Raw genomic sequence first — 20,679 nt, 5'->3', positions numbered from 1 at the left:
CTCGGGACCCGCTACGCGCTCCGAGACGTCCTTCCCCACGCGACGAGGGCCGGCCCCGTGCGGGGCAGGGCACGTTGCACCACGCGGAACGGCCAGGTCGCGACCGCCACCCCGGCGCCCCCGACGGCCGATCCCGGCTGGAACAGCCTGCCGGAGCGCGCGGTGCGCTCCGCCGTCGTCGTCCCGTCGCCCTCCAGCCGACGCCGGGCCACCTGGTTGCGCACCGCCTCCAGCGCGTAGCCGAGCGGCGCCCCGTACAACCGGCCGCCGACGTCGGTGAGCCCCGCCCCGGCGAGCAGCGCACGCATCTGAGCGGGCTCGTAGCGGCGATGGTGGCCGACGGCCGCGTCCATGGGGCCGAAGCGGGCCGGCCAGGCAGGCGTGGAGACGAGGACCAGACCCCCGGGACGCAGCAGCCGTACCCACTGCGCCAACGCGCCGGCGTCGTCCTCGAGATGCTCCAGGACCTCGAACGCACACACGACGTCGAACTCGTCGCCCGGGGCGAGCTCGGCGGCGTCGCCGTGCACGATCCCTCCCTCCAGCCCAGCGGCAGCCAGCCGGCCGCTCGCGACCTCTGCGCTGGTCGCGTCGAGCTCGACCCCGGTATACCGGTGGCCCGCCGCCGCCAGCCGCACACCCACGGCTCCCTGCCCGCAGCCGATCTCGAGCACCCGTGACGGTTCCGGCGGCAGCACCCGCCGCACGACGTCCCAGCGCAGGGCACCGAACAGGGTCAGGGGCGGGCGCTTCGTCACGAGAGATCCTCCGTGGAGCAGATGGTTGCGGACGGTCAGTCGGCCGTGTCGCGGTCCGGACGACGATGTTCGCCGGTGGCCGAGGCGCTCTCCGGACGCCGACCGCGAGCGACGATCCCCGTGCCGTGCCGGGGCAGGGCCCGCTGCAGCAGGCAGAACGGCCACACCGCGAGCGCGACGAGCGCGCCGGTGACCGGCGACGCGGGCTGCAGCACACGCCCGCTCCCGGCGGTCTGCTCGGCCGGGTCGGCCGTCGTCCGGCGGGTGGCCCGCCGCTGCGCCACCCGGTCCCGCACCGCCTCGAGGAGGTAGCCCAGCGGAGCGTCGTAGAGCCGCACGTCGACGTCCGTGAGCCCGGCCTCGGTCATGAGCCGGCGCAGGTGGTCGGGCTCGTAGCGGCGGTAGTGCCCGGCCAGGGTGTCCCACGGCCCGAACCGCTCCGGCCACGCAGGGGTGGACAGCAGCAGCTCGCCGCCGGGACGCACCCGGGCGACCCACGCGGCCAGCGCCCCGGCGTCGTCGGCGACGTGCTCGACCACCTCGAAGGCGCACACGACGTCGAACTGCTCGCCCGTCCCCAGCGCGGCCAGGTCGCCGTGCAGCACCCGCGACCCCGGTGCCGCCTCGCCGATCCGCGCCGACGCGACCGCCCAGGTGGTGCCGTCGAGCTCGACCGCCGTGTAGTCGTGGCGGGCGGCGATGCGGGCCCCGACGGCGCCCTGGCCGCACCCGACCTCGAGCACCCGCGCACGCCTGCGCGGCAACGCGCGGCGCAGCACGTCCCAGCGCAGCCGGGCGCGCGGCGCCAACGGGGGGTACGGGGGGCGTCGCACGAGGGTTCCCGCCCCGGCGAACGCCAGGTCGGCCGCGGTCACCAGCACACGGCTGACCAGCACCACCAGGAGCAGCTCCGCGTGCGGGAGCGTGCCGGCGAGGACGGCGAGCAGGACGAGCTCGCGAGCGCCGGCCCCCGCCGGCACCACCACCACCAGGAAGCCGACCATCCAGGCGAGCGCGTAGCCGCCGACGGCGAGCGCCAGGGTCCGCGCACCGGTCGCCATGCCGAGCCCGGTGGCCAGCAGCCACACCTGGACACCGGCGAGCACCCAGCCGAGCACCGCCCAGGCGGCGGCCGTGCCCAGCCCGCGCCAGGACAGCGGGTGCTCGAGGGGCGGTCGCCGGGCGAGGCGCAGGGCAGCGGCGAGGAGCCGGTTGAGGACGGGCGGCAGGAGGAGCACGACGACCGCGGGCAGCAGCCAGAGCGTCCAGGCCCAGGACCCGAGGGCGTCGGCGGCGAGGAAGGGCAGCGCCACGAGGCCGACCACCGCCCCGGAGACCACCCCGACGCCGGTGGCCACGGCGGTCGCCGTCATCGTGCGACGACGGGGCACACCGTGGTCCGCGCCCACCTCGGCGGCGGCGACGATGTTCCACACTCCCCCCGGCACGTACTTGCCGAGCTGGCTGATGCCGAACACCGCGACGGCAGCGCGTGTCCCCAGCGGTGACCCCAGGTCGGCCAGCACGGCGCGCCAGGACAGCAGGGTGGCGCCGACGAAGGCCAGGGAGATCACCAGCGCCACGGAGATCCGTGCCGTGGACAGTGCCCGCGCGGCGTCGACCAGGTCCTCGCGCACGGCGACCACCGCATAGACGGCGAGCCCCACGGCCACCAGCAGGAACCCCCACCGCGTCCAGGGAGAACGCAGCACGGCGAGCAACCGGGTGGCCGAGCCCGTGCCCGCGCTCACGGCCGCACCCCGCGGGCGGCGAGCGCCGTGTGCAGGGAGCCGACGACGACGGCCGGCCTGATCTGCTCGCGTGCGGCGGCGGCGCGGGCCCGGGCGGCAGCGAGCCGGCCCGCGTCGGTGAGCTCGTCGAGGCGCTGGGCGAGGGCGGCGGGATCCGCGGGAGGCACCAGCTCGAGGTGGTCACCGAGCAGCCGGCGTTGCGGCGGGGTGTCGGAGGTCACCACGACGCACCCGGCCGCGAGCCCCTGGAACACCTTGTTCGGCACCACCCGCAGACCCTTGGGCGTGTCGGAGAAGATGCCCAGGCAGACGTCGTGCTGGGCCACGAGGGCAGGCAGGTCGGCCGGCTCGACCCACTCGTGCCACGTCACGCCCGGGACACCGCCGAGCACGGCCCGCACGGCGGCGTGGTCCTGGCCGTGACCCACCAGGGTGACCTCGATCGCCCGGCCGGCCGCCGCGGCGCGAGGCAGCGCGTCCGCGAGCGCCTCGGCCACCACGGCCGCACCCTGCAAGGGAGTGAACAGGCCGAAGAACACGACCCGCAGCGGCGCGGTCTCGGCCGGGGTGCCGCCGTCGGACGCGGCGCTCCCGGGTGGCGTGCCGCCGTCGGGCCCGGGCGCTGCGGCGAACCAGACGTCCGGAGCCCCGACCGGGACGACGACGCCGCGCTGCTCGCGCCGGGGACGCCCGTCGGGAAGCAGGGCGCGGTGCTCGTCGGTGTCGACCACGACGACGTCGGCGCACGCCAGGGCGAGCCGGTCCAGGCCCCGCAGGAGTCGGACGCGCAGGCCGGTGGCGCCGCGGTCGGTGGCGGTGTCGGCGGCGAAGACGAGGTGGTCGAGCACCACGGGGGTGCGGGGATGCAGGACGCGGGCGAGGACCACGTCGAAGTGACCGAGGTAGCCGACCAGCAGGGCGTCCGGGGAGCCGTGGGCACGGCGGTGGGCGAGGTCGTCCCGGACCAGCAGCGCCCAGCAGGCCAGGAGACGGACGAGCAGCAGGGGCAGCCGCCACGGTTGGCGGAGCATCCGGACGCGCTCGGCGGTGCTGAACCCGAGGGGGCGGTTCAGCTCGGCGACGGCGTACCCGTGGTCGCGCAGCCCGGCGACGAGGATCCCCGCGCGGGGGTGTCGGGCGGCGTCGTACGTGCCGAACGCGACGATCACTCCTCCCGCCCGTACTGCAGCTGCTTGAGCCGTTCGAGGGAGTCCTCCAGCAGCGTGCGGTTGGTGCGCAGCAGGTCGGCGATCACCAGCAGGGCCAGGCACAGCAGCGAGCCGACCAGCATCGCCGCGGCGAAGACCAGAGACTGTACGTTCCCGGAGCCCTGCCCCTGCACGAAGAACACGAGGAACCGGACCGCGGGCACCGCCGACGCCACGAAGAACAGCGCCGCCAGGGTGAGGAACACCAGGTGGGGACGGAACATGATCCAGCTGCGCACGATGGCGCGCGCCGAGCGGCCCATGTGCTGCCAGATGTTGCGGAACAGCCGTGACTCGCGGGTCTTGGGGTTGGTGACGATCGGCACCGAGGCGATCCGCAGCCCCTTGTTGCCGGCCTGGATGATCGTCTCCATCGTGTAGCTGAACTGGGTGACCACGTTGAGGCGCAGCAGCGCCTGGCGGGAGTACGCCCGGAACCCGCTCGCGGCGTCGGGCAGGCTGGCCTTGGCCGCGGCGCTGACCACCCGGCTGCCGACCCGCTGCATCCGCTTCTTGAACGGGGAGAAGTGCTCGATGGTGGCGGTCTGCCGGTCCCCCACGACGATGTCGGCGTCCCCCGCCAGGATCGGGGCGACCAGGTCGCCGACGCGCTCCGACGGGTACTGGTTGTCGCCGTCGGTGTTGACCACGACGTCGGCACCGCGGGAGAGCGCGAAGTCGACGCCGTCGCGGAACGACCGGGCCAGCCCCATCGTGCTGCGGTGCCGCAGCACGTGGTCGACACCGAGGTTCTTCGCGACCTCCGCGGTCCCGTCGCTGGACCCGTCGTCGATGACGAGCCACTCGACCTCGTCGAAGCCGGGCACCTCACGCGGCAGGTTCGCCAGCACGAGCGGCAGGGTCTCGGCCTCGTCGAGGCACGGGATCTGGACGACGAGCTTCATCGAGGCCCTTCGGTGGGACGACGGCGGCACTGCGAGCAGCGCGGAGGCGCTGACGGCGCGAGTCTAACGACGGGACCAGGGAGTGCACGGGTAGTCCACGACGAGCAGCGCGTCGTGGCGCACCGTGCGCAGTGTCGCCTCGTCGACCGCGTCGACGGCGACCGACCGGGTGGCGACCGGGACGAGCGCCGCCGTGTCGTCGGGGCTCCAGGCACGCAGCACCGCGAGCCGGGTGAGGTACGGGGCGGCCGAAGGCAGGTCCCGCAACCAACCGAGCCACGCCCCCGCACCGATCTCCCCGGGCGACTCCGGCTCGTCGTGCAGGCCGATCAGCGCTCGGCAGTCGCACAGGTTCGGTGTCACCGTGAAGGTGACGGCGCCCGGCCGCACCTGGTCGGCCACGATCCGACGGCCCGCCGGGCGTGGTGAGACACCGAGACGTTCGTGCGTGAACCGGCGCAGGCCCTCGGTGTCGGCGGCCCGGTTCACCGCCCAGACGAGCGTGGTGCACACGTCCGCCCCCTACTCGGCGGGTCTCGTGAGCAGCGACCACCGCACGGCGGCGACGACGGACGCCACGAGACCGACGGCGACCACCACCAGCACGACCACCAGCGCCGGCTCGCCCAGAGGGCTCCACGCCACCCAGCGGTCCCACGCCCGAGCCGCACTCTCTCCCGGCCCCCGGTACATCGCGCCGAACGCCCACACCAGGCCCGACGCGGCCGCGACCACCGCCAGGCCCGCGACGACCGGGACCGCGACGGCCGTCCGACGCTCCCGACGTCGGCACCCCTGCCAGACCGCGACGGCCACGAGCGCCGCCAGCGCCGTCAGCCCCCCGAACACGTACCGGCCCTGCAGGGCGACGAGCACGCCCGACTCGGACCAGCTCCTCATCGCGTTGGCGATCACGCCGCCGACCAGGCCGACGGGCAGCAGCGCGACCGTCAGGGAGCCGCGCCGTGCGCCGGGGACCGCGACCGCGACCAGCGTGGCGCCGATCAGGAGCACCGAGCCGAGCGCCACCAGGTCGCCGGGCAGGCGCACCTCCAGCCATCCGAGGTTGCCGAAGAACGCCTGCGCGGTGCGCCCGACCGCGTCGGAGAACACCTCGTCGGCAGGGACCCGGGTCATGCCCGAGTAGTCGCGTGGCAGCCCGACCGGCTGCACGGCGCCGTCGACGATCCAGTTGCGCGCCCACCACCAGCCGCCGACGACGAAGGCGAGCGACAGCGCCACGAGGCCGCGGGCGCTCCGGGCCACCGCCGTCGGTCCCGCCCGTGGACGGGCGCGCGGCCCGGGAGCGAGCAGGTACGCGAGCACGACCGTGGGGATCGCGAACGCGAGCATCACCTTGGTGAGCAGCCCGGCACCCAGCACCAGACCGAGCGCCACGGCGACCCGCCACCGCAGGTCACCGGTGACGACGCGCGCGGCGAGGTAGGTGACACCGGCACCGGTGAGCACCACGAGCGCATCGTTGTTCGCGGCGCCCATGATGTGCCCGACCTGCGGGATCAGCATCGGGAACGGCGCGGCCACCAGGGCGGCGGACCGGGACCCGGTGAGCCGACGCACCGTGGCCGCCGCGAGCGGCACCGTGGCCGCGAACAGCACGACATCGAGCAGGCGCAGGGTCAGCAGAGCGACGTCCCAGCGCGCGTCCGCGGTACCCGTGGCGTGCAGCACCCCCGCACCCAGCACGTAGTAGGCCGGCGGGTGCTGCGTCATCTGGTCGACGGTCGCGTCACTGCCTTCGACCGGCAGCGCGTTGCCGGCGTCGATCCGCACGCGCTCGGCGGCGGGCACGGGGACGACGTCGACGAACTGCGCCTCGTCGGCCCGGTACCGCCAGCGTCCCGGCAGGTCGGCCGGGTAGGCGGCCTCGGTGACGGCCTGGTCGGTGACCGGCGCGAAGTACGCGTCCCCCGGCGCCGGCCATCCTCCGCCGTAGGCGACACGGATCACGCTGTTCAGGTGGTTCTGCTCGTCGGGCGAGCGGAACCCCGGGGTCAGCGCGGCCCACGCCACGGCCCACAGCGCCACGGCGAGCGTCAGGACGGCGAGGGTGCGGCGGTAGGCACGCTCGCACGGCGGCGTGTCACGCGTCACCCGGTCATTGTGACAGGCCAGGCTAGGGACGCCCGACGAGACGAAGGAGCAACGATGGGAACGACGTCCCGCCCCCCGATGGGCTGGAACAGCTGGGACTGCTACGGCACCACGGTCACCGAGGACGAGGTGCTGGCCAACGCCCGGTTCATGGCCGAGCACCTGCTGCCCTTCGGCTGGGACACCGTGGTGGTCGACATCGACTGGTCCGACCCGACAGCCCGCTCCCACGGGTACAACGCCGGTGCACCGTTGACGATGGACACCCACGGGCGGCTCCTGCCGGACCCTGGGCGGTTCCCGAGCGCGGCGGACGGCCGCGGGTTCGCGCCGCTGGCCGCGCAGGTCCACGAGCTGGGGCTACGGTTCGGCATCCACACGATGCGGGGCGTGCCACGGCTCGCGGTCGATCGGGCGACACCGGTGCCGGGCACCACGGCCACCGCCGTGGACATCGCCGACCCGACGAACGCGTGCGAGTGGAACCCGGACATGGTCGGTCTCGACCACTCCCACCCGGGCGCGCAGGCCTACTACGACTCCACGCTCGCCCTCTACGCGTCGTGGGGCGTGGACTTCATCAAGGCCGACGACATGCTCTGGCCCTACCAGGCGGCCGACATCGAGGCGTACGCGCGGGCGATCGCGCGGAGCGGGCGCGCGATCGAGCTCAGCCTCTCCCCCGGCCGTGACCTGTCGACCACGCACGAGCCCCACCTGCGCGAGCACGCCACGATGTGGCGCATCTGCGACGACCTGTGGGACCGGTGGGAGGACGTCGAGGCGAACTTCGCGCGGTTCGCCCGCTGGGCGCCGCTGTCGGGCGACGGCGGCTGGGCCGACGGCGACATGCTGCCGCTCGGCCGCATCGGGCTGCGCGCCGAACGCGGCGAGCCGCGCGACGACGGCCTGACGCCCGACGAGCGGGTCAGCCTGCTGACCCTGTGGGTGATCGCCCGGTCGCCCCTGATGTTCGGCGGCGACCTGCCGACGTCGGACCCGGGGACCGTCGCGCTCCTGCAGAACGCCGACGTGCTCGCCGTGCACCGCGACTCCCGGCGCAACCGCGAGGTGTTCCGCGAGGGACCGCTGGTGATGTGGGCCGCCGACGGGCACGACGGCACCGCCTACGCCGCCGTCTTCAACCTCGGCGACGAGCCGCTGGCGCTCAGCCAGGACGTGTCCCGGGTCGGGTTCGCCGCCAGCGGCGGCCCGGAGGTCCGCGAGCTGTGGACCGGGGCGACGTTTCCCCGACGGGAGGTCCCCGTGCAGAGCGACGACGCCCGGGGCGTCGCGCCGGGCAGCGCGGCGCTCGATCTCGCGCTGCCCCCGCACGGCGCAGTGCTGCTCGCGGGACCTGCGGTCTGACACATCCACGGAATCACCCGGCCTGCCCGGCGCCGTCGTGACAGCATCGACGCCATGCGCGGCATCATCCTGGCCGGCGGTTCCGGCACCCGGTTGCACCCGATCACCCTGGGCGTGAGCAAGCAGCTCGTGCCGGTCTACGACAAGCCGATGATCTACTACCCGCTGTCGACGCTGCTGCTGGCCGGGATCCGCGACGTGCTGGTGATCACCACCCCGCACGACGCGGCACAGTTCCAGCGCCTGCTCGGTGACGGTTCGCAGTTCGGCATCTCGATCCGGTACGCCGTCCAGGAGCAGCCGAACGGGCTCGCGCAGGCGTTCGTCCTGGGCGCGGAGTTCATCGGCGGCGAGTCGGTGGCGCTGGTGCTGGGCGACAACATCTTCTACGGCCAGGGCCTGGGCGACCAGCTCCAGCGCTTCACCGGCGTGGACGGCGGCTCGATCTTCGCCTACCGGGTCGCCGAGCCGTCCGCGTACGGGGTGGTGGAGTTCGACGAGGAGGGTCGCGCGGTCTCGCTGGAGGAGAAGCCTGCCGCGCCGAGGTCGAGGTACGCGGTGCCGGGGCTGTACTTCTACGACAACGACGTCGTGGGGATCGCCCGCGACCTGGAGCCCTCGGCGCGAGGTGAGTACGAGATCACGGACGTCAACGCCGCCTACCTGCGCCAGGGCCGCCTGCACGTCGAGGTGCTGCCGCGCGGCACGGCGTGGCTGGACACCGGCACGTTCGACTCCCTGATCGATGCCGGCGACTTCGTGCGCACCGTCGAGCAGCGCCAGGGCCTCAAGGTCGGAGCGCCGGAAGAGGTCGCGTGGCGGCGCGGGTTCCTCTCCGACGACGAGCTGCGCGCCCGCGCCGAGAAGCTCGTGAGGTCCGGCTACGGCGCCTACCTGCTCAGCCTGCTCGAGGACTGAGCGGGGCGAGAACCTCGGGTGCCGCGACATCCCACCGCTCGGCCCAGTCGCCGATCGGCTCGACGCCCACGGCGTGCAGGGCGTCATGCCCGAGCACCGAGCAGGCCGGGCGGGGGGCCGGGCGCGGGAACGCCTCGCTCGTCGTCGGCTCCACGATCGTGCGGTGGCCGGTGGCCGCCACGATCCGCCGGGCGAAGCCGAACCACGACGTCCGGCCGGACGACGTCCCGTGATAGGTCCCGGACGGCGCGCCGGCCTCGACCAGTCGGACGATGAGGTCGGCCAGGTCCCGGGCCCACGTCGGCTGGCCGACCTGGTCGTCGACGACGGTGAGCCGGTCACGCTCGGCGGCCAGACGCGCCATGGTCTTCGGGAAGCAACCACCGTGCGCCCCGTACAACCACGCCGTGCGCACGATGAGGTGGTCCGGTGCCTCCGCACGCACCGCCCGCTCCCCGGCCGCCTTGGTGCGGCCGTAGGCCGAGCGCGGCGCCACCGGTGCGTCCTCGGCGTACGGCTCGGTGGCCTCGCCGTCGAACACGTAGTCCGTCGAGACGTGCACGAACCTCGCACCGGCCACGCGCGCCGCCCGGGCCAGGTTCGCCGCACCCGTCGCGTTCACGGCGAACGCCTCTGCCTCGCGGGACTCGGCGTCGTCCACGGCGGTCCAGGCCGCACAGTTGACGACGACGGCGGCCCCGACGAGCGCTCGCTGCGACGCTCCGGCGTCGGTAAGGTCGAGGTCCGTCCGTCCCAGCGCTGTCACCTCGATGCCCCGCGAGGCCAGCAGGTCGACCAGGTCCCGCCCGAGCATCCCCGAGGCGCCGACCACCGCCCAGGGACCCGACCGCGCCAGGGTGCTCACCCGTAGCATCCTAGAGCGCGACACCGTCCCCGACCGGAAGGCCGCCCAGTGCAGTTCCGTGAGCTGTCCGTGCCCGGCGCGTTCGAGATCACCCCGGTGCAGCACGGCGACCCGCGCGGGGTGTTCCTCGAGTGGTTCAAGACCGGCCCGTTCACCGAGGCCGTCGGCCACCCGCTGGACCTGGCCCAGGCCAACCTGTCGGTCTCCGCGGCCGGGGTGCTGCGCGGCATCCACGTCGCGGACGTCCCCCCCGGGCAGGCCAAGTACGTCGCCTGCCCCCGCGGAGCGATCCTCGACGTCGTGGTCGACCTGCGCGTCGGCTCCCCCACCTTCGGCCGGTGGGACTCGGTCCTGCTGGACGACGTCGACCGGCGCGCCGTCTACCTCGGCGAGGGTCTCGGGCACGCGTTCATGTCCCTGCAGGACGCCTCCACCGTGATGTACCTGTGCTCGACCGGCTACGACCCCGGCGCCGAGCACGGCATCCACCCCCTCGACCCGGCGATCGGCATCGACTGGCCCACCACCGCCCGCGACGGTTCACCCCTGAGCCCCCAGCTCTCGGACAAGGACACCGCCGCGCCCACCCTGGTCGAGGCCGAGCAGCAAGGACTACTGCCCACCCTCGATGCGGTGAACGCCTACCTCGCGAGCCTGCGCTGACGCCTCTACTGACCGGTCTTGGCGTACTTCGCCTCGACGGCCGCCTTGGCGGGCCGCCACCACGCCTCGTTGCGGCGGTACCACTCGACCGTGGCCTCCAGGCCCGCCCGGAAGTCCGTGAACCGCGGGGTCCAGCCCAGCTCGTCGCGCAGCTTGCTCGCATCGATCGCGTAGCGCAGGTCATGGCCCGGCCGGTCGGCCACCTGATCGAAGTCGTCGGCGTCGCGGCCGAACACCTCCGACAACGTGCGCACCACGTCCAGGTTGCTCGTCTCACCGTCCGCACCGATCAGGTACGTCTCCCCGACCCTGCCCCGGTCGATGATCGCCCACACCGCCGCGTTGTGATCGGCCACATGGATCCAGTCGCGCACGTTCAGCCCTGCCCCGTACAACCGGGGCCGCACCCCGTCGATCAGGTTCGTGACCTGCCGCGGGATGAACTTCTCCACGTGCTGGTAAGGGCCGTAGTTGTTCGAGCAGTTCGAGATCGTGGCCCGCACCCCGAACGAGCGCACCCACGCCCGCACCAACAGGTCCGAGCCCGCCTTCGTCGACGAGTACGGGCTCGACGGGTCGTACGGCGTGTCCGGCGTGAACTTCGCCGGGTCGTCCAGCTCGAGGTCGCCGTAGACCTCGTCGGTCGAGATGTGATGGAACCGCACCCCGTGCCGCCGCACGGCCTCCAGCAACGTGAACGTCCCGACCAGGTTCGTCTGCACGAACGGCCACGGATCCGCCAACGAGTTGTCGTTGTGCGACTCAGCCGCGAAGTGCACCACCACGTCCGTCTCGCCCACCAACCGGTCCACCAGACCCGCGTCCGCGACCGAACCCTCCACGAACGCGATCGCGTCCTCGACCCCGACCAACGACGACCGGTCCCCCGCGTACGTCAACGCGTCCAGCACCGTCACCGCGACGTCCGGACGCTCCCGCACCGTCTGGTGCACGAAGTTCGCCCCGATGAACCCGGCACCACCGGTCACGAGAAGGCGCATGTCAGCCGACCACCGACTCCAGCGGCTCGAGGAGGAAGTACACGACGAACATCGCCGACGCGATCCACATGAGCGGGTGGATCGCGCGGATCTTGCCGAGCGCCAGCTTGATGACGACGAAGGCGATGAAGCCCGCGCCGATGCCGTCGGCGATGGAGTACGTGAACGGCATGATGACGATCGTCAGGAACGCAGGGATCGCGATCTCGACGTTCTTCCAGGAGATCGACGCCACCTGCATCATCATCAGGTAGCCGACGAACACCAGCGCGGGCGCGGCCGCCTCGTAGGGCACCAGCGCCACGAGCGGTGCCAGGAACGTCGCCGCCAGGAAGGCGAACCCGGTGACGACGGAGGCCAGGCCCGTCCGCGCACCGTCGCCGACGCCGGAGGTCGACTCGACGTAGGCCGTGTTGGAGGACACCGACCCCACGCCGCCCGCGATCGCACCGAAGGAGTCGACCACCAGGATCGCGCGGGTCTTGGGCGGGTTGCCCTTCTCGTCCAGGAGGCCGGCCTCGGAACCGACGGCGACCATCGTGCCGACGGTGTCGAAGAAGTCGGCGACCAGCAGGGAGATGACCAGCAGCAGCACGGTGACGACGGCGATCGACTGGAACGAACCCAGCAGGGAGAACTGCCCGAGGAGGCCGAAGTCCGGGATCGTCGCCACGCCGTCGTAGGTGGGCGCGTTGAGGTTGAAGCCGTGCGGGTTCGACCCGTCGGGCTGCTTGGCCCCGATGTTCAGCGTGTTCTCGAGGACGACGGCGAGGACCGTGGCCGTGGCGATCGCGATGAACATCGCACCGCGCACCTTGCGGACGAACAGGACGATGACCAGCAGCAGACCGACGACGAACACGAGGATCGGCCAGGTCCCGAGATAGCCGAGCGCGACCGGCGTGCCCTCGCCCGGCACCACGAACCCGGCGTTGACGAAGCCGATGAGAGCGATGAAGAGACCGATGCCCACGCTGATCGCCGTCTTGAGCTCCAGCGGCACGGCGTTGAAGACGGCCTCGCGGAAGCCGGTGAGCACGAGCACGAGGATGATCAGGCCCTCGATGACCACCAGGCCCATCGCGTCCGCCCAGGTGACCCCGGGCAGGCTGGCGATCGAGTACGCGACCACGGCGTTGAGGCCCAGTCCCGCGGCCAGGGCGATCGGGAAGTTCGCGAAGACACCCATCGCGATGGTCACGATGCCGGCGATCAGCGCGGTCGCGGCGGCGACCATGCCCAGGTTCGGCTCACCGCCCCCGCCGAGGAACTGGCCGGTGCCGTCCGGGACCGTACCGATGATCAAGGGGTTGAGCACGATGATGTAGCTCATCGCGAAGAACGTGACGAGACCGCCCCTGATCTCCCGGCCCACGGTCGAGCCGCGTGCGGAGATCTTGAAGAACCGGTCGATCGCGCTGGACGCCTGAGCGGGCGCGCTGGTCTGGTTGGCCATGAGCACCCATGGTGCCAGAGATGTGAAGGTCCTGGGGAGGGTCAGGCCTTGGAGGCGAGTCCCGCCTTGATCTGGGTGGTGGAGATCTCCGGCGTGCGCTCCAGGTAGACGACCTCGCAGTGCTCCTTGAGCTCGTCGAACTTGCCCGCCCAGTCGTCACCGATGACGAACGTGTCCACGTGGTACAGCTTGATGTCCTCGGACTTCTGCTCCCAGGTGTTCTCGGGGATCACGAGGTCGACGTGGCGGATCGCCTCGAGCATGCGGCGGCGCTCCTCGAACGAGAAGTACGACTTCTTGCCCTTGCCCGCGTTGAACTCGTCCGTGGACAGCGCCACGATCAGGTAGTCGCCCAGCGCACGCGCCCTGCGCAGCAGCTCGATGTGCCCGTAGTGCAGCAGGTCGTAGGTGCCGTAGGTGATGACTCGCTTCATTCCTCGTCCCTCGTCGGTAACCGTCACGCAGCACTGCGTTCGCCAGTCGTTCATCCTACGCCGCGAGAGGGTATCCGGGCGTCCGCGACGTACGATCGACCCGTGCCCACCGTGATGTCCCTGTTGCTCCACCCGGAGCGACGCCGCCCCACGCCACCGCCGGAGCGCGTGGACCTGCGGCGCGTGATCCTGCTGGGCATCATCGTCTGGTCGGTCGTGCTGGTCGCCCTGAGCGTGCTCGCCCTGGCAGGACAGCCCACCGACGACGCCGTGGGTGTGTGCCTCGCCGGTGTCGCGCTGGGTGGCCTCGGCCTGCTCTGGGCACGCCGTCACCGCGACGACCCCGAGGACTGACGGCTCAGCCCCAGGCGGTCGTCGCCCAGAGCGCCACCGCGCGCTCCGGGTCCGCGAGCACGGCGCCCACCAGCACGGTGCGGTCGGGCCGCCCGAGCACGTCGGCGACACCCGCGGCGAGCCCCGCCGGCGACGTCGCGTGCACGCGCCCGGTCGCGTCGACCCACCACGGCACGGGCCGGCCGGCCACCGAGAGGCGCTCGTGCTCGAACCACGAGGCGGGCATGCGATGGTCCAGCACGGCGAGGCGAGGGTCCAGCTCCCGCTCGGTGCCAGGCATGTCCGGGGCGGGCAGGCCGTCCTCGCCCGCCAGCGGCAGGTCGAGCAGGTCGGCCAGCGCCTCGGCGTCCGCAGCGGGCGCGGGCAGCACCGCCCCGAGGGCCGCCCAGCGGGCCGTCCCGGCGACCTCGACGTCCTCTGCCCGTTGCACGACGACGTCGCTCGCGTCCAGCGCGGGCAGGCGGTCGGGCAGCGGGTCCAGGGCGGAGGAGCGGTCGGACGGGTCGAGCCGCGCCGAGAGCCGCGCCAGACCACGCCACACCACGAGGGCGTCGCGCAGCGGCAGGCTCGCTCCCGCAGGCGGGAGCCGGTCCAGCGCGGCGGGCCAGTCGGCGGCGTCGAGGTCGGTCAGCGCCTCCACGCCGCCGAGCGCACGCCGCGTCGCGACGTCGAGCCCGGCCAGGTCGCGCGGTGCCGTCGGCAGGAGCGGGACGCCGTCGTGCAGCGCGAAGGGGGCTCCGAAGCGCTCGCGCAACCACCACGCGGTGTACGAGGGCGCGGAGGCGCGGCCGGTGCGCACCGGTGCCAGCAGGGCGTGGCGGGCGTCCGGGTCGGAGGAGAGCCGGGACAGGACGCTCGGCCAGGCCTCGTCGCCGACGGCGTCGAGGTCCGCGACGGCCACCAGGTCACCCACGGCCACGCCGGCGCCGAGACGTCCGGCGAGCATCTTCAGGTAGTCCGACCACCCGGCGAGCCAGCCGGACGGGTCGTCCGGGTCGTGGTCGCCGCCGCTGCCCGTGCCCTCGAGCTCCGGCCCGTCCGAGCCGTCCGGCTCGGGGGTCACGACGTCTCGGACCGTGTAGACGGCGGGCTCGGTGCGCGCACCGGCCGCGGCGAGCACGGGTGCGCTGTACCGGGCGACGAACTCGGGCGCGACGGGCACCAGCCCGGTGAAGAGCTCCGCCGCCCACGTGCCGGGGAGCACGGTGTCGCGCAGCGCGACGGTCTCGCCGTCCACCGTCGGCACGGGCAGCTCGCCCGTCCAGAAGGGCACGTCCGTCCCGCCGGCCAGCCGGACGAGCGCGAGGGCATGACTCACCAGCTCGCGCGCGCCGTCGTCGTCCCCGCCGTCGAGGACGGTCTCCGCGGCGGCGAGGGACACGTCCCGCACCTCCGCGTCGTGGAGCAGCCGTCGTGGGTCGGTGGCCACGGCCCCCGCCCGGAGCAGGAGCGGGTGCGTCGCGTCCGGGTGCACCACCCGCAGTCCCAGCGCACGAGCCGTCGCGGCGAGCGAGGCCTCGTCGCCGTCGTCCGCGGACTCGGGCAGGACGACGGCGCCACGCACCCCGGCGACGCGACCGTCGGCCAGGGGGATGCGGGCACCGGCGAGCGCCTCGAGCACGCCCGGCTCGGCGGCGTGCGGCTCCAGGGCGGTCAGCAGCTCGTGCCATCGCACGGCCGGCAGCCCGGACGGCAGGTCGTCGACGACGTCGGCGAGCGACGCGGTGGTGGCTCCCAGGGACCGTACGGTCGCCTGGGGCCGGACCGGGACGGCCACGAGCCCGGGCAGGACGGGCCCCAGGGCCGCCACGAGGTCGTGGTCCTCCCCGGGCTCGCCCGCCACGACGAGGGCGTCGACCGGTGCCACACCGCCGTCCAGGAGCGGGGTGCGGCACAGCGCTTCGGCCGCTGCCGAGCGGATCGCGGCGTCCAGCTCGGAGGCCGGCAGCCCGGTGGGTACGAGGGCGAGCACGTCGACGTCGTCGGGGACGGGAGCGTCGGCACGGGACCGGCGGCGGGCCACGTCGCCGAGCAGGGCCGCGTACTCCCGGCCGGCCTCCGCGGCGAGGCGCTCCGTCGCCGCGCAGGGCAGGACGGTGCGCCGGCCCGCGTCGACGGGGAAGGTGGCGAGCAGCACCGCGGGCAGGTCGAGCGGGACGTCCGTGGGGGTGGGTGCGTGGAGCACGCGACGTCGCGGCGCTGCCGGGGTGCCGCCGTCGGGCAGCAGCGCCCAGGTGAGCGACCAGTCGAGGCGGCGGTGCTCCCTCGGCAGGTCGGCGACCTCCGACTCCTCGAACCGGCCCACCGCCGTTCGTTGTGGGCGCGAATCCTGGCCCGAAATGCGCCGTTCATCCCCTTCTGGGACCCCAGGATTCGCGCCCACAACGGTCACGGTGACCGAGTCGAGAGCGGGGAAGGCGAGCAGGAGGACGTCGTCCACCTCGGCGAGCTGGGCGCGGACCGCCGCCGACGCGGCGTCGTCGCGCAGCGTCAGCTCGACCTCCGTGTCGTGCTCGACGCCGGCGGGCAGGGCCGGGGCCTCCACCGGCAGGCGCAGCACCGGGAGGTCGTCCCCACGGTCCGCGACGTCCGCCGCGAGACGCTGCGCTCCCGGACGGTCCTCGGCGGTCAGCTTCTCCAGCACGTCCCGCGTCGCGACGGTCGAGAACCGCACGCCGCCGGTGCGCGAGCGCACCGTCACCTCGTCCGACACCGAGCGCACCGCGGCGAACCCCACGCCGAAGCGGCCCACCTGTCCCGGCCCGGACTTCGCCGAGGCGCGCAGCGAGGAGAGGGACGCGACGCCGTCGGCGTCCAGCGAGGCACCGGTGTTCGCCACCACCAGGCGGCGTGCACCCAGGTCGAGACGGACCTCGACACGACCGGGCAGCCCGGAACGCGCCGCGGCGTCGGCCGCGTTCTGCAGCAGCTCGACCACGACACGGTCGCGGTAGTGGCCGCGGGCGTGGTCCTCCTCGCTGTTCGCGTCCTCACGGAAGCGTGTCGCGGACCCGAGCCACGCCTCCGCGACCGCGTGCCGCAGCGCGGCGGTCCCGAAGACGTCGTCCGTCACGCGATCCCGGTACCTTCCGTCGTCCCGGCGGCCGAGGCCGGCGCCGCGGTGTCCGTCTCGACCTGCACCCGTTCGATGGACGACTCGTCGATGAGCGGCGCGGGCGCCGGCCAGTCGCTCCCGCGACGGCTCACGTCCGTCTCGGAGTGGGCACCGCAGCCGTGGTCCAGCGACACGACCTTGCCGTCGTCGGGGGACCACTCGTTCGCGCACACGCCGAAGAGCTGGCCCAGCGGGCCCTGCAACGGCACGAGGAACCCGCACGTGGTGCACTCGGACGCCGAGGCGACCGCGTTCGGCGCCGTCGGCCCGCGCGTCCCCCGGTACCACCGCTCGGCCGCCTCGTCGCGGCCCTGCGGGGACAGGACACGCTGGCGGGCCAGCGCCAGCTCCTCGATCGCGACGCCGTCGAGCTCCTCGTCACCCGTGGGCGTCCACCCGGGCTCCAGGCGCGGGTCGTCCGCACGGAACGGCAGGGTGTCCCCCGCACGCAGGTCGCCGGGGCGCAGCCGCTCGGACCAGGGCACCCACTCCGGAGCGAGGATCGCGTCCTCGCCGGGCAGCAGCTCGACCTCGCAGACGGTCGCGACCCGACCGCGCGGCACCCGAGCCAGCGTCACCGTCCAGTGCCACCCGTGGTAGCCCTTCATACCGGCCGCGAACCGGTGCGACATCAGGCGCTCGCCCTCGGCCTGCGTGCCCAGGTGCTCGCCGACGTCCTCCGGCGACGAGGCCACGTCCAGCGCCGCGGCGCGCGCGAGCTCGACGGCGCCCAGCAGGACGGCGTCGTTGCGGGCGCGCGAGCTCACGCGGCGTGCCCTGGCAGGCGCGTCGGCGGTTGCCATGATCGTCTCGCTCTCAGGAATCGAGGTTGTCTGCGACGGCACGGAGCATCGTGGCGACGCGCTTGCCGGCCTCGGCCTCGGGGTACTTGCCCCGCTTGAGCTGGTCGCCCGTGCGGTCGAGCACCCGGATCAGGTCCTCGACGATGCCCGCCAGCTCCGACGGCGGCCGCCGCTTGGCCTTCACCACCGACGGCTGCGGGTCGAGGAGCTTCACGGACAGCGCGGACGGGCCTCGGCGACCGTCAGCCACCCCGAACTCGACCCGCGCACCCGGCTTGGGGCTCGGGGTGTCCGCGGGCAGCGCGGAGGCGTGCAGGAAGACCTCACCGCCGTCGTCGTTGGCGATGAAACCGAAACCGCGCTCCGCGTCGTACCACTTGACCTTGCCGGTAGGCACCTGGACCTCTTCGTGCTCGTCGTTCTCCACAGCGCCCGGCCGGTGCGGCCGAGGCAGTGTCCCAGGGTACCGGGAAGTTGGGCGACGCTCCGTCGCAGCGTTTCTCAGGATGCTCAGTAGGCGCCCTGGGCGCCGAGCACGACCTTGGCCGTGCGCGCCAGGATCAGCAGGTCGCCGAAGGGGGTCCAGTTCTCGGCGTAGTAGACGTCCAGCCGGACCGCCTCCTCCCACGGCAGGTCCGACCGACCGCCGACCTGCCAGAGCCCCGTGATCCCGGGCTTGACGAGGAGCCGACGTCGCATGCGCGCCTCGTAGCGGGTGACCTCCTGCGGGAGCGGCGGGCGGGGGCCGACCAACGACATCTGGCCCGCCAGCACGTTGAAGAGCTGGGGCAGCTCGTCCAACGAGTAGCGGCGCAGCGTGCGGCCCGCACGCGTGATCCGCGGGTCGTCGCGTCGCTTGAAGAGCACCCCGGCGCCGTCGTGGTCCGCCTCGAGCACCGTGGTCTCGGTGTCGGCGCCGACGCGCATGGTGCGGAACTTGAGCATGGGGAAGGTCCGGCCGCCGCGGCCGACCCGGTGCTGCCGGTAGAACACCGGCCCGCGGCTGGTGAGCGCCACGACGAGCGCCACGCCGACCAGGACGGGGAGCACGAGGAGGGTGATCAGGGCCGCTCCCAGCCAGTCCATGATCGTCTTGGCCACGTACTTGGGCCCGACGAAGCGCGGCGCGTCGACGTGCAGCAGGGAGACGGACTGCTCCGGGGTCACCGTGATGCGCGGGCCCGCGACGTCGGCCAGCTCCGCCATGAGCATGAGGTCGACCCCGACGGGCTCGAGCTCCCACCCGAGCCGGCGCACCGCGTCGGCGGTCATGTGGTCCGAACCGGCGACGGCCACGCAGTCGGCGCCGACCTGGGCCGCGATCGTCGCGGCACCGTCCAGGTCTCCGAGGACCGGGACCCCGAGCACCTCCTGGCCCGGCCGGACCTCGGCCGGCGGGCAGCACACCCCGACCACGCGGTACCCGGACGGCCGCTCGTTCAGCTCACGGACGAGACGTTCCGTCTGGTCGTGCAGCCCGACGGCGAGCACCGAGGTCGTCGACTCGCCCCGTGCGCGGCGGCGCCGCAGCCAGCCCCGCCACTGCCACCGCCCCAGGAGCAGCAGGACGAGCCCGACCGGGAACGCCACGAGCAGGTACGAACGCAGCCCCGGCCAGGAGAGCAGGAACGCCCCGAGGGCCAGCACGGCGAACAGCCGCAGGGTCGCGTTGAAGACGCGCTCGAACTCCTGGGGCCCGGACGCGAAGACTCGGACGTCGTAGCCGCGGCTCAGGGCGATGGACACCGGCCACACGACCGACACCACCGCGATGAACACCAGCTGGTCCGCCCGGACGCCTCCCAGGGGCATCCAGTCGCCGAGGTTGTTGACCACGACCGCCAGGAGGGCCGCCAGGGCGACCAGCAGGCCGTCGGACCACATGAGCCGGCGGCGGTACGCCGTCTGCCAGCTCCCGGCCCGGAAGATCGCCCGCACCTCCCGCAACCGGGCAGCACGCACACCGGCGAGCGCGTTGCGGGTGCGCTGCTGGGCTCCGGTGATGGACACGATGCTGGCTCCTCGGGATGACGTGTTCTGTCATGACTGTAGGAGCGGAGAAACGCTTCGATGTGCTTTTTCGAGGGCCTTTCACCCCCTCTTTCACCCCCTGCGCGGGGGCGCCATCAGCGCCGGTCAGAGGCCATTTCACCCGGGTGATACCGCCTGCCCGAGGCCGATCCCCAGGTCAGCCGCCAGACGCAGCGACACGACGTCGAACCAGGCCTCCGGATCGTCGACGGACCCGGCCAGATGACCGAAGAGCTCGAACGACACCGTGCCCAGCACGGTCGTCCACGCCATGAGGGTCCGCACCACCAGCTCGGGCGGGGCGTCGTCGATCAGCCCGCGGGCCGCGACGACGTCCCGCGCACCGGCCACGAGGGTCGCCAGACCGCTCTCGACGGTCGGGCCGAGCGGGGGCACCGCCCCGTCGCGGTAGGCGTCGGCCACGATGCCGACCAGGACCAGCACCAGGCGGATCGCCGGGTCCACCGTGTCCCGGGGGGCCGCGTAGCCGGGGACCGGGGTGCCGTAGAGCAGCGCGAACTCGCCCGGGTGCCCCACGGACCACCCACGCACGGCCCGGCAGGCGGCGAGCCAGCGGGCGGTGACGTCGCCCCGGTCGGCGATCCGGGCATCGGCGTGCTCGACGGCGGCACCCAGCTCGTCGTAGCACTCGACGATCAGCAGGGTCAGCAGCGCGTCCCGGTTCTCGACGTAGCGGTAGACGGCCGAGGAGACCATGCCGACGTCGCGGGCGACGGCACGCAGCGACAACGACGCCGGGCCCTCGGCGGCGAGGCGCGCCCGCGCCGCCGCCACGATCTCGCGGGTGATGGTCGCCCGGGCGAGGGCGCGGGCGGTCCGGGGTGCGGCGGTCATCCCGACATGGTGCCACGATCAGCGCTCCATCTCGAGAGCACCGCTCTTGTGCAAGGCGGCGTCGGGGTCCATGCTGAGT

At 73.6% G+C, this 20,679-nt stretch carries 19 protein-coding genes; 4 read left to right on the top strand and 15 right to left on the bottom strand.

The annotated features are described in order from the left end of the window. Positions 1-11: 11 nt before the first annotated feature. The 6 genes from HDG69_RS09445 to HDG69_RS09420 form a co-directional block, all read right to left on the bottom strand. A complete protein-coding gene (locus tag HDG69_RS09445; RefSeq protein WP_171783536.1) occupies positions 12-758 on the bottom strand; it encodes a methyltransferase domain-containing protein in 747 nt (248 codons plus the stop codon). Between the two features lie 35 nt (positions 759-793). Further along, complete coding sequence (locus tag HDG69_RS19010; RefSeq protein WP_343036359.1) at positions 794-2,509, bottom strand: methyltransferase domain-containing protein; 1,716 nt, start codon at positions 2,507-2,509, stop codon at positions 794-796. Continuing rightward, entirely contained in the window at positions 2,506-3,678 is a 1,173-nt protein-coding gene (locus HDG69_RS09435) for a glycosyltransferase (RefSeq protein ID WP_171783535.1), read from the bottom strand. Before HDG69_RS09435 ends, HDG69_RS19010 begins: the two co-directional genes overlap by 4 nt. Then, a complete protein-coding gene (locus HDG69_RS09430) occupies positions 3,675-4,622 on the bottom strand; it encodes a glycosyltransferase family 2 protein (protein ID WP_171783534.1) in 948 nt (315 codons plus the stop codon). The genes HDG69_RS09435 and HDG69_RS09430 overlap by 4 nt, the downstream gene beginning before the upstream one ends. Before the next feature lie 63 nt (positions 4,623-4,685). Then, the gene (locus HDG69_RS09425) at positions 4,686-5,135 is read right to left on the bottom strand and encodes a hypothetical protein (RefSeq protein WP_171783533.1); all 450 of its coding nucleotides are present in this window, start codon (positions 5,133-5,135) and stop codon (positions 4,686-4,688) included. Positions 5,136-5,144: 9 nt separating this feature from the next. After that, the gene (locus tag HDG69_RS09420; protein ID WP_171783532.1) at positions 5,145-6,737 is read right to left on the bottom strand and encodes a DUF2142 domain-containing protein; all 1,593 of its coding nucleotides are present in this window, start codon (positions 6,735-6,737) and stop codon (positions 5,145-5,147) included. A gap of 54 nt (positions 6,738-6,791) precedes the next feature. Between HDG69_RS09420 and HDG69_RS09415 the strand changes: the two genes are divergently transcribed. Then, positions 6,792-8,105 carry a glycoside hydrolase family 27 protein gene (locus HDG69_RS09415; RefSeq protein WP_246256401.1) on the top strand — a complete coding sequence of 438 codons (1,314 nt, stop codon included), beginning with the start codon at positions 6,792-6,794 and terminating at the stop codon, positions 8,103-8,105. Positions 8,106-8,159: 54 nt separating this feature from the next. Beyond that, positions 8,160-9,023, top strand: coding sequence for a glucose-1-phosphate thymidylyltransferase RfbA (gene rfbA, locus HDG69_RS09410; protein WP_171783531.1), 864 nt, complete (start codon positions 8,160-8,162; stop codon positions 9,021-9,023). Here the strand turns inward: rfbA and rfbD are convergent. Continuing rightward, positions 9,004-9,888: a dTDP-4-dehydrorhamnose reductase gene (rfbD, locus tag HDG69_RS09405; RefSeq protein WP_343036358.1), complete on the bottom strand. Its 885-nt coding sequence runs from the start codon at positions 9,886-9,888 to the stop codon at positions 9,004-9,006. The two genes, rfbA and rfbD, sit on opposite strands and share 20 nt — an antisense overlap. 48 nt (positions 9,889-9,936) lie before the next feature. Between rfbD and HDG69_RS09400 the strand changes: the two genes are divergently transcribed. Continuing rightward, complete coding sequence (locus HDG69_RS09400) at positions 9,937-10,551, top strand: dTDP-4-dehydrorhamnose 3,5-epimerase family protein (RefSeq protein WP_171783529.1); 615 nt, start codon at positions 9,937-9,939, stop codon at positions 10,549-10,551. Between the two features lie 5 nt (positions 10,552-10,556). On the opposite strand, the gene rfbB is transcribed toward HDG69_RS09400, so the two are convergent. The 3 genes from rfbB to tagD are packed head-to-tail and all read right to left on the bottom strand — an operon-like array spanning position 10,557 to position 13,442. After that, positions 10,557-11,552, bottom strand: coding sequence for a dTDP-glucose 4,6-dehydratase (rfbB, locus tag HDG69_RS09395; RefSeq protein ID WP_171783528.1), 996 nt, complete (start codon positions 11,550-11,552; stop codon positions 10,557-10,559). 1 nt (position 11,553) lies between these two features. Continuing rightward, positions 11,554-13,008, bottom strand: a complete 1,455-nt coding sequence (locus HDG69_RS09390; RefSeq protein WP_171783527.1) for an NCS2 family permease — start codon at positions 13,006-13,008, stop codon at positions 11,554-11,556. Positions 13,009-13,049: 41 nt separating this feature from the next. Further along, positions 13,050-13,442: a glycerol-3-phosphate cytidylyltransferase gene (tagD, locus tag HDG69_RS09385; RefSeq protein ID WP_171783526.1), complete on the bottom strand. Its 393-nt coding sequence runs from the start codon at positions 13,440-13,442 to the stop codon at positions 13,050-13,052. A 102-nt stretch (positions 13,443-13,544) separates the two neighbouring features. Between tagD and HDG69_RS09380 the strand changes: the two genes are divergently transcribed. Next, positions 13,545-13,796 (top strand): DUF2530 domain-containing protein, encoded by a 252-nt coding sequence (locus HDG69_RS09380; protein ID WP_171783525.1) that lies wholly within the window; start codon positions 13,545-13,547, stop codon positions 13,794-13,796. 4 nt (positions 13,797-13,800) lie between these two features. On the opposite strand, the gene HDG69_RS09375 is transcribed toward HDG69_RS09380, so the two are convergent. The 5 genes from HDG69_RS09375 to HDG69_RS09355 all read right to left on the bottom strand — a co-directional run bounded on the left by HDG69_RS09375 (position 13,801) and on the right by HDG69_RS09355 (position 20,600). Continuing rightward, positions 13,801-16,869 carry a sacsin N-terminal ATP-binding-like domain-containing protein gene (locus tag HDG69_RS09375; protein ID WP_171783524.1) on the bottom strand — a complete coding sequence of 1,023 codons (3,069 nt, stop codon included), beginning with the start codon at positions 16,867-16,869 and terminating at the stop codon, positions 13,801-13,803. Further along, a complete protein-coding gene (locus tag HDG69_RS09370) occupies positions 16,866-17,714 on the bottom strand; it encodes a DUF3027 domain-containing protein (RefSeq protein ID WP_171783523.1) in 849 nt (282 codons plus the stop codon). Before HDG69_RS09370 ends, HDG69_RS09375 begins: the two co-directional genes overlap by 4 nt. A 13-nt stretch (positions 17,715-17,727) precedes the next feature. Next, entirely contained in the window at positions 17,728-18,111 is a 384-nt protein-coding gene (locus HDG69_RS09365; RefSeq protein ID WP_171783522.1) for a cold shock domain-containing protein, read from the bottom strand. 113 nt (positions 18,112-18,224) lie between these two features. Continuing rightward, positions 18,225-19,724, bottom strand: a complete 1,500-nt coding sequence (locus tag HDG69_RS09360; protein ID WP_343036357.1) for a sugar transferase — start codon at positions 19,722-19,724, stop codon at positions 18,225-18,227. A gap of 138 nt (positions 19,725-19,862) precedes the next feature. Further along, on the bottom strand, positions 19,863-20,600 hold the full coding sequence (locus HDG69_RS09355) for a TetR/AcrR family transcriptional regulator (RefSeq protein WP_171783521.1): 738 nt from the start codon (positions 20,598-20,600) through the stop codon (positions 19,863-19,865). Between the last annotated feature and the right edge of the window lie 79 nt (positions 20,601-20,679).

Origin of the sequence: Isoptericola halotolerans, assembly GCF_013149785.1 — a bacterium.
In the GTDB taxonomy this organism is placed as follows: domain Bacteria; phylum Actinomycetota; class Actinomycetes; order Actinomycetales; family Cellulomonadaceae; genus Isoptericola; species Isoptericola halotolerans.
The sequence above is the reverse complement of the archived record's forward strand: the minus strand, read 5'-3'. Positions and strand labels throughout refer to the sequence as shown.